10 protein-coding genes and 1 pseudogene are annotated in these 7953 nt (G+C 72.1%); 8 read left to right on the forward strand and 3 right to left on the reverse strand.

Going from position 1 to position 7953, the window contains the following annotated elements; translation table 11 throughout:
* Positions 1–270: pseudogene (locus IC63_RS15855) on the reverse strand (hypothetical protein); the annotation flags it as partial.
* Between the two features lie 227 nt (positions 271–497).
* Here IC63_RS15855 and IC63_RS15860 point away from each other — a divergent pair.
* The 8 genes from IC63_RS15860 to lexA all read left to right on the forward strand — a co-directional run bounded on the left by IC63_RS15860 (position 498) and on the right by lexA (position 6462).
* Positions 498–1079: an anthranilate synthase component II gene (locus tag IC63_RS15860; protein WP_036722298.1), complete on the forward strand. Its 582-nt coding sequence runs from the start codon at positions 498–500 to the stop codon at positions 1077–1079.
* The gene (gene trpD, locus IC63_RS15865) at positions 1076–2113 is read left to right on the forward strand and encodes an anthranilate phosphoribosyltransferase (protein WP_036722280.1); all 1038 of its coding nucleotides are present in this window, start codon (positions 1076–1078) and stop codon (positions 2111–2113) included. Before IC63_RS15860 ends, trpD begins: the two co-directional genes overlap by 4 nt.
* A 4-nt stretch (positions 2114–2117) precedes the next feature.
* On the forward strand, positions 2118–2468 hold the full coding sequence (locus IC63_RS15870; RefSeq protein ID WP_036722282.1) for an MmcQ/YjbR family DNA-binding protein: 351 nt from the start codon (positions 2118–2120) through the stop codon (positions 2466–2468).
* Positions 2469–3143: a uracil-DNA glycosylase gene (locus tag IC63_RS15875; protein ID WP_036722284.1), complete on the forward strand. Its 675-nt coding sequence runs from the start codon at positions 2469–2471 to the stop codon at positions 3141–3143.
* A 52-nt stretch (positions 3144–3195) separates the two neighbouring features.
* Complete coding sequence (gene trpC, locus IC63_RS15880; RefSeq protein WP_036722286.1) at positions 3196–3984, forward strand: indole-3-glycerol phosphate synthase TrpC; 789 nt, start codon at positions 3196–3198, stop codon at positions 3982–3984.
* The gene (gene moaC / locus IC63_RS15885) at positions 3981–4454 is read left to right on the forward strand and encodes a cyclic pyranopterin monophosphate synthase MoaC (protein WP_036722288.1); all 474 of its coding nucleotides are present in this window, start codon (positions 3981–3983) and stop codon (positions 4452–4454) included. Before trpC ends, moaC begins: the two co-directional genes overlap by 4 nt.
* Positions 4451–5635, forward strand: coding sequence for a molybdopterin molybdotransferase MoeA (locus tag IC63_RS15890; protein WP_036722290.1), 1185 nt, complete (start codon positions 4451–4453; stop codon positions 5633–5635). Before moaC ends, IC63_RS15890 begins: the two co-directional genes overlap by 4 nt.
* Before the next feature lie 98 nt (positions 5636–5733).
* Positions 5734–6462: a transcriptional repressor LexA gene (gene lexA, locus IC63_RS15895; protein WP_036722293.1), complete on the forward strand. Its 729-nt coding sequence runs from the start codon at positions 5734–5736 to the stop codon at positions 6460–6462.
* Positions 6463–6572: 110 nt separating this feature from the next.
* Here lexA and IC63_RS15900 read toward each other — a convergent pair whose 3' ends face one another.
* Together IC63_RS15900 and hemC are read right to left on the reverse strand one after the other, a co-directional pair.
* On the reverse strand, positions 6573–6854 hold the full coding sequence (locus tag IC63_RS15900) for a hypothetical protein (protein ID WP_036722296.1): 282 nt from the start codon (positions 6852–6854) through the stop codon (positions 6573–6575).
* A 5-nt stretch (positions 6855–6859) separates the two neighbouring features.
* A complete protein-coding gene (hemC, locus tag IC63_RS15905) occupies positions 6860–7837 on the reverse strand; it encodes a hydroxymethylbilane synthase (RefSeq protein WP_052042320.1) in 978 nt (325 codons plus the stop codon).
* Positions 7838–7953: the final 116 nt, after the last annotated feature.

Raw genomic sequence — 7953 nt, forward strand, 5'->3', positions numbered from 1 at the left:
CCCGTCATGCGCGGAACGGGGCGCCGCGTCGGTGACAGGGGTGGCGGGCGGTGCTGACGGGGGCGCGGCCTCGGGCGCGGCCTTCCCTGCCGCAGCCTCGCCCGCCGTCGCACCGGGCGCACCCTCAGCCCCGGCAGCGCCCCGAGCAGCAGCACTCACCCGCGCCCCGCCCTCGCGCCCGGCGCGGTCCTGCGGCAGGGCCACCGACAGCGCCGCCAGCGTCGCCGCGCTCATCACCGCGCCGTGGGCGAGCCCGCTCCAGAACCCCATCGTCAGCCTCGTGCCATCGTTGCCGTCTTGCGCAAGGCCCGTCCGGGCAGGGTTGACCCTGTGCGCCGCTTGCGACCATCTATAGCCGACCGCCACCGGCGGGCCACCCCTTTCCGCCCCGACCGGCGCATCCTCCACGTTTCACGAGCGAGCCGATGAATACCCAGGCTTTTTCCGCAGGCCGCCGCGCGATCCTGCCGCCCTCGGGCGAGGGGCCGTCGATCCTGATGATCGACAATTACGACAGCTTCACCTGGAACCTCGTGCATTACCTGGGCGAATCCGGCGCCGCGGTCGAGGTCGTGCGCAACGACGCGCTGACCGTGGACGAGGCGCTGGCGCGAGGGGCCGCGGGCATCCTCGTCTCGCCCGGCCCCTGCGATCCGGCGCAGGCCGGGATCATCGTGCCGCTGATCCGGGCCGCGGCCAAGGTCGGTGTGCCGGTCATGGGGGTCTGCCTCGGCCACCAGGCCATCGGCGAGGCGTTCGGCGGCCGGGTCGTCCGCGCCGCGCGGATCGTCCACGGCAAGGTCGACGAGATCGCCCATGACGGCAGCGGGCTGTTTTCGGGCCTGCCCTCGCCGCTGCGGGCGACGCGCTATCACTCGCTGACCGTGGACCCCGGCACCCTGCCCGACTGCCTGCGGGTCACCGCGACCAGCGCGGACGGAACGATCATGGGGCTTGCGCACCGGACGCTGCCGATCGAGGGGGTCCAGTTCCACCCCGAGAGCATCCGCTCGGAACACGGCCACGCGATGATCCGCAACTTCCTGCGCCGCTGCACCAACCAGGGGGCCGAGGGATGAGCGCGCCGACCACCGACATCCGCCCTCTGATCGGCATCGCCGCCACCCGTCCGCTGACCGGCGAGGAGGCCGAGGCCGCCTTTGGCGCGCTCTTCGACGGCAAGGCGACTCCGGCCCAGATCGGCGGGCTCTTGATGGCGATGCGGGTGCGGGGCGAGACGGTGGACGAGATCGCCGCCGCCGCCCGCGCCATGCGGGCACGGATGCATCCGGTGACCGCGCCGGCCGGGGCGGTGGACATCGTGGGCACTGGCGGCGACGGCAAGGGCACGCTGAACATCTCTACCGCCGCGGCGCTGGTAGTGGCGGGCGCGGGGGCGCCGGTCGCCAAGCACGGCAATCGCAACCTGTCGTCGAAATCCGGCAGCGCCGACGCGCTGACCCATCTGGGGCTGGACGTGATGGCGGGGCCGGCCAAGGCACAAGAGGCGCTGGATGCGGCCGGCATCTGCTTCATGATGGCGCCCGCCCATCACCCGGCGATGCGCCATGTGGGTCCGGCGCGGGCCGAGCTGGGGACGCGCACGATCTTCAACATCCTCGGCCCGCTGACCAATCCGGCTGGGGTCAGGTACCAGCTGACCGGCGCGTTTTCGACCGACTGGCTGCGGCCGATGGCCGAGACGCTGCGCGACCTGGGCTCGGTCACGGCCTGGCTGGTGCATGGCGGCGACGGGACGGACGAGCTGTCGATTTCCGAACCCAGCCGCGTGGCGCAGCTCAGGGACGGGGCGGTGACCGAATTCGACGTCTCGCCCGAGGATGCCGGCCTGCCAGTGCATCCGTTCGAGGCGATCGTCGGCGGCGACCCGGCCCACAACGCCGCCGCGCTGCGGGCGCTGCTGGACGGGGCGCCGGGCGCCTATCGCGACGCGGTGCTGCTGAACGCCGCCGGCGCTCTGCTGGTCGCGGGGCGCGCGGCCGATCTGCGCGAAGGCGCGACGATGGCGGCGGCGGCGATCGATTCCGGCGCTGCGCGCGACCGGCTGGCGCGGCTGGCCGCCGTCAACGGCACCGCCCCGTCCGACGCCTGAGACGATGAGCCGCGCAACCGTCAACCGCATCTGCGCCGCCCTGCCCGGCGCCGATGTCAGCGACCCGTGGGGCGGCGGCCATGATTGCTGGAAGGTCGGCGGCAAGATGTTCGCGGTCATCGCCGCCTCGCTGCCCACCGTGGCGGTCAAGACCGACGGCATCGAGACCGCCGAGATGCTGATCGACGCCGGCCTGGCCCAGCGGGCCGCCTATATGCACCGCAGCTGGGTCGCGCTGCCGCTGGACGCGGCGGCGGACGAGTTGCGCCACCGCATCCACGAAAGCTACCGGCTGATCCGCGGCAAGCTGCCGCGAAAGCAGCAGGCCGGGCTGGACGCGTTCCCGGACGCCTGAGTGACCCCGATCCCGATCCCCGCGGCGTGGTCGCACCTGCCGTTCTTCGCCCAGGACTGGCCGGCGATCCGCGACAGGCTGGAGGGCACCGACTGGCTGCCGGGGCCGGAGCGGGTCTTTGCGGCGCTGGACCTGGTCCCGCCGCAGCGGGTGCGGGTGGTGATCCTTGGCCAGGACCCCTATCCGACGCCCGGCCACGCAAACGGGCTGGCGTTTTCGGTCAATCCCGGCGTCGCGCTGCCGCGCTCGCTGGGCAACATCTTTGCCGAGGTCGAGGCGGATACCGGCTCGGCGCCGGTCTCGGGCGATCTGGGCTGCTGGGCGGCGCAGGGAGTGCTGCTGCTGAACACCGCGCTCAGCGTGCCGCCGGGCGCGGCCGGGGCGCACGGGCGCTGGGGCTGGGACCGCCTCGCCCGGCAGGCCATCGCCGAGGCGCAGCGCCACGGGCCGCTGGCCTTCCTGCTGTGGGGCGCCCATGCGGCCCGGGCCGCCGGGGAACTGCCGCGGCCGCAGGATCTGGTAGTGGCCTCGGCCCATCCCTCGCCGCTGTCGGCGCGGCGGGGGTTCCTCGGCTCGCGGCCCTTTTCGCGGGTGAACGACTGGTTGCGCGGCCGGGGCGAAACGGCGATCGACTGGTCGTGCGACGCGGCCGGAGCCTCCGGCGGGGATATTTGAGGACCGCCCGAGGGACTTTCGCGCCGGGCGCGGGGTGGATAGGGTGCGGCGCATGAACATCCTGGACCGTATCCGCAGCTACAAGCTGGACGAAATCGCCGCCGCGAAAGCCGCCAGGCCGCTGGCCGAGGTCGAGGCCGCGGCCCGCGCCGCCGAGCCGGTGCGCGGCTTCGCGGCCGCCCTGGACCGTGCCGCCACCGATGGCCCCGCGCTGATCGCCGAGATCAAGAAGGCCAGCCCCTCCAAGGGGTTGATCCGGGCGGACTTCGATCCGCCGTCGCTGGCCCGCGCCTATCAGGCCGGCGGCGCCGCCTGCCTGTCGGTGCTGACCGATGCGCCCTCGTTCCAGGGCGCGCCCGAGTTCCTGACCGCCGCCCGCGCCGCCTGCGACCTGCCGGTGCTGCGCAAGGATTTCCTGTATGACACCTATCAGGTCGTCGAGGCGCGCGCCTGGGGCGCCGACTGCATCCTGATCATCATGGCCTCGGTGGACGACGCCCTGGCCGCCGAGCTCGAGAATGCCGCCCGCGACTGGGGCATGGACGCGCTGATCGAGGTTCACGACCGCGCCGAGTTGGACCGGGCGCTGCAGTTGCAGTCGCCGCTCATCGGGGTGAACAACCGCAATCTCAAGACCTTCCACGTCGATCTTGAGACGACGCTGGAACTCGCGCCCGCCTTGCCGCCCGACCGGCATCTGGTCTGCGAAAGCGGGCTATTTACCCATGCCGACGTGGCGCGGATGGTGGACGCCGGCATCCGCCGTTTCCTCATCGGCGAAAGCCTGATGCGGCAGGACGACGTGGCCGCCGCGACCCGCAACATCCTGGGAACGACATGACGCTGACGCATTTCGACGCCTCGGGGCGGGCGCATATGGTGGACGTCTCGGGCAAGAAGACGACGACGCGCGAGGCGGTGGCCGAGGCGGTGGTGGTGATGGCGCCCGAGACCCTTGCGCTCGCGCAGGGCGGCGCGGCCAAGGGCGACGTGCTGGGGGTGGCGCGGCTGGCCGGGATCATGGGCGCCAAGCGCACCGCCGATCTGATCCCGCTGTGCCATCCGCTGCCGCTGGACCGGGTCGCCGTCGATCTGGTCGCCGACCCCGCCCTGCCCGGCGTCCGCATCACCGCCACCGCCCGCACCACCGGCCGCACGGGGGTCGAGATGGAGGCGCTGACAGCCGCCTCGGTCGCCGCGCTGACCGTCTATGACATGCTGAAGGCCGCGCAGAAGGACATGCGGATCGAGGGCATCCGCCTGCTCAGGAAGACCGGCGGCAAGTCCGGCACCTTCGAGGCCGCGCCATGAGTCTTCTGTCCGTCGAGGAGGCGCTGGAGCTGGTGCTGGCCCTGGCGCCCGTGCCGCAGCCCGAGGACGTGGATCTGTCCGACGCGCTGGGACGGGTGCTGCTGCGCGACGCGGTGTCGCGGATGACGCAGCCGCCCTTCGATGCCGCCGCGATGGACGGCTATGCGCTGCGCCGCGCCGATCTGCCCGCGCCGTTGCAGGTCGTGGGCGAAGCCGCGGCGGGTCGTGGCTGGGACGGCGCGCTGGCGCCCGGCCAGGCGCTGCGCATCTTCACCGGCGCGCCGGTCCCGACGGGGGCCGACCTGGTGGTGATGCAAGAGGATACGGCCCGCACGGGCGACCAGGTCACGGTGACCGCCCCGCCCGGCCACGACAACATCCGCCCGCGCGGCAGCGACTTTGCGGAAGGCGAGCGGATCGCGGCCGGACGCCGGCTCGGGCCGGCCGACATCGCGCTCCTCGCGGCGATGAACGTGCCGCGGGTCACCGTCGCCCGCGCGCCCACGGTGGCGGTGCTGGCCGGCGGGGACGAGCTGGTCCAGCCCGGAGAGACTCCGGGGCCCGGTCAGATCATCAGCTCGAACGACCTCGCCATCGCCGCCCTGGCCCGCGCCGCGGGGGCCGTCCCGCGCATCCTGCCGCTGGCCCGGGACACCGAGGAGTCGCTGCGCGCGGCCTTCGCCGACGCCGCCGAGTCCGATGTCATCGTGACCATCGGCGGGGCTTCGGTCGGCGATCACGACCTGATCGGCCGGGTCGCCGCCGATCTGGGGATGGAGCGCGCCTTTCACCGCATCGCCATGCGCCCGGGCAAGCCGCTGATGGCGGGCCGGATCGGCGGGACCGCGATGCTGGGGCTGCCGGGCAATCCGGTCTCGGCGATGGTGACGGCGGTGCTGTTCCTGCAGCCGCTGATCCGGCGGATGCTTGGGCAGACGGACGCCATGGCGCTGCGGCACGGGCGCCTCGGCCGCGATCTGCCGCCCGAGGGGAACCGCGAGCATTACCTGCGCGCGGTGCTGTCCGACGACGCGGCGGGGGTCGTGGTGACGCCGTTCGCAGACCAGGATTCCGCCCGCCTGTCGGTGATGGCCCAGGCGGATGCGCTGCTGGTCCGGGCGGCTTTTGACCCCGCCCGCACGGCAGGGGACCGCGTGGCGTATATTCCGCTGCCGCATTAACCGATCCTTAGGGCGAATCAGCTTATTCGTTGACCCGAAAGGTGAACGGGGCTAGAACAATAAACGAACATGCTGCCATGCCCCGGGGGACGACCGCCATGCTGACCAAGAAACAGATTCAGCTGCTTGATTTCATCCAGACCCGCATGGCCCGCGACGGCGTGCCGCCCTCGTTCGACGAAATGAAACTCGCGCTCGACCTGCGCTCCAAATCCGGAATCCATCGTCTCGTGACCGCTCTGGAAGAACGCGGCTTCATCCGCCGCCTGCCGCACCGTGCCCGCGCCCTGGAAATCGTCCGCCTGCCCGATGCGCTGATCCGCGAAGACGCGCCGCAGGGGTCGGGCGCGCAGAGTGCCGGTTTCCTGCCGCGCGTGATCGCCGGCGACAAGCGCGCGGCGACTGCCCGCCCGCGCGGCGCGATGGACATCGTCGACAGCCCGGCGGTGGAACTGCCCGTGATGGGCCGCATCGCCGCCGGCGTCCCGATCGAGGCAATTTCCGAGGTGTCCCATCACATCGCCGTCCCCGGCTCGATGCTGGCGGGGCGCGAACATCACTATGCGCTGGAAGTGCGCGGGGATTCGATGATCGAGGCCGGGATCAATGACGGCGACGTCGTGGTGATCCGCGAACAGGACACGGCCGAGAACGGCGATATCGTCGTGGCGCTGGTGGAAGGCGCCGAGGCGACTCTCAAGCGCTATCGCCGCAAGGGCGGGATGATCGCGCTCGAGGCGGCGAACCCGGCCTATGAGACCCGGATGCTGCCCGAGGACAAGGTGCGCGTCCAGGGCCGTCTGGTCGGGCTGATCCGCAGCTACTGAGGGCGGAACCGATCAGGCCGTCACCGGGCGGCTGCTGGTCTGGCGGACAGCTACAGGCGGGCCGGAAGTCTGAGGATATCCACGGACGTCACCCGATCGCCCTCTGGCGTTCAGGTGACGAACCAATCGACCCCGCACGGGAAGCCGCGATGACTGTGGCGGGCCGCTTTGACGTCGTGGACCTCGGAAACGGTAAAGCCAATCTGCTCCAGCCAGACGCGATAATCCGCCTCGGTCATGGCCAGTGGATCGGTCAACTGGGCACGCACGGCCGCTTCGTCCCGGGGGACAGCGTCGCTCGCGGCAACCAGATCGTGCCGCAGCCTGATCGCAAACAGAACTGACACGACCAGCAGCACCGCCAGACCAATGGTGATGCGGCGCAGCAGCACGGCCCTCACCGGATCGGCGGCGATCCACGGTCGGCAGCGATGCCGCTCAGCTCGAAGAAGGCCGGCGGCGCGCGGCCCAGCAGCTCCTCGGCCAGATCGCGGCCCATCGCCGGACCGTCCGTCGCCAGCCCCTCGCGCACGCCGGTGATCGACACCGATCCGTCGGGCAGCAGGATCTCGCCGCGCAGGCGCAGCCGGTCGCCGTCCAGTTCGGCCAGCCCCGCGATCGGCGTCTCGCAGGACCCGTCGAGCCGGCGCAGGAAGGCGCGCTCGGCCTCGACCCGCAGCACCGTCGGCAGGTCCGAGATCGCAGCCAGCATCGCCCCCGCGACGGGGTCGTCGGCCCGCCGCTCGACCCCGATCGCGCCCTGCGCCACCGCGGGCAGCATCTCGTCGGGCGAAATCCGGCCGCGCACCACATCCAGCATCCCCAGCCGGGTCAGCCCGGCCATCGCCAGGAACGTCGCCTCGGCCACGCCCTCGTCCAGCTTGCGCATCCGGGTCTGCACGTTGCCGCGGAACTCGACCAGCGTCAGGTCCGGCCGGCGGTGCGACAGCTGCGCGCGCCGCCGCAGGCTGGACGATCCGACGATCGTGCCCGCCGGCAGATCGGCAATCGCGTTCCAGCGCCGGCTGACGAACGCGTCGCGTACGTCCTCGCGCGGCAGGTAGCAGTCCAGCACCAGCCCCTCGGGCTGCAGCACCGGCATGTCTTTCATCGAATGGACGGCGATGTCGATGCGCGCGTCCAGCAGCGCATCCTCGATCTCGCGCGTGAACAGCCCCTTGCCGCCGATCTCTCGCAGCGGCCGGTCCAGTACCCGATCGCCGGTGGTCTTGATGACCTCGATGACGAAGGCGTCCTGCGACAGCCCATGCGCCGCGGCCAGCCGGTCGCGCGTCTCGTGCGCCTGCGCCAGCGCCAGCGCCGATCCGCGGGTGCCGATCCGCATCGGCCGTTCAGGGGTGGGAAGTGCGTCCATGCCCAGCGGGTTACCCCCCCCGCCCGCGCTTTTCGCAAGCAGCGCCACGCCGCTGCGCCGGAACGCCGCAAGCCGAGCGGGCGGGGGCGGTTGTCAAGCGCGGGCCGCTGCAACAA

Origin of the sequence: Paracoccus sphaerophysae (genome assembly GCF_000763805.1) — a bacterium.
GTDB lineage: Bacteria > Pseudomonadota > Alphaproteobacteria > Rhodobacterales > Rhodobacteraceae > Paracoccus > Paracoccus sphaerophysae.

Excerpts from the sequence above, each read along its gene's own strand:
- trpC (WP_036722286.1), top strand. The coding sequence starts at position 3,196 with ATGAACATCCTGGACCGTATCCGCAGCTACAAGCTGGACGAAATCGCC.
- moaC (WP_036722288.1), top strand. The coding sequence starts at position 3,981 with ATGACGCTGACGCATTTCGACGCCTCGGGGCGGGCGCATATGGTGGAC.
- lexA (WP_036722293.1), top strand. The coding sequence starts at position 5,734 with ATGCTGACCAAGAAACAGATTCAGCTGCTTGATTTCATCCAGACCCGC.
- IC63_RS15890 (WP_036722290.1), top strand. The coding sequence starts at position 4,451 with ATGAGTCTTCTGTCCGTCGAGGAGGCGCTGGAGCTGGTGCTGGCCCTG.
- trpD (WP_036722280.1), top strand. The coding sequence starts at position 1,076 with ATGAGCGCGCCGACCACCGACATCCGCCCTCTGATCGGCATCGCCGCC.
- IC63_RS15870 (WP_036722282.1), top strand. The coding sequence starts at position 2,118 with ATGAGCCGCGCAACCGTCAACCGCATCTGCGCCGCCCTGCCCGGCGCC.
- IC63_RS15860 (WP_036722298.1), top strand. The coding sequence starts at position 498 with ATGATCGACAATTACGACAGCTTCACCTGGAACCTCGTGCATTACCTG.
- hemC (WP_052042320.1), bottom strand. The coding sequence starts at position 7,837 with ATGGACGCACTTCCCACCCCTGAACGGCCGATGCGGATCGGCACCCGC.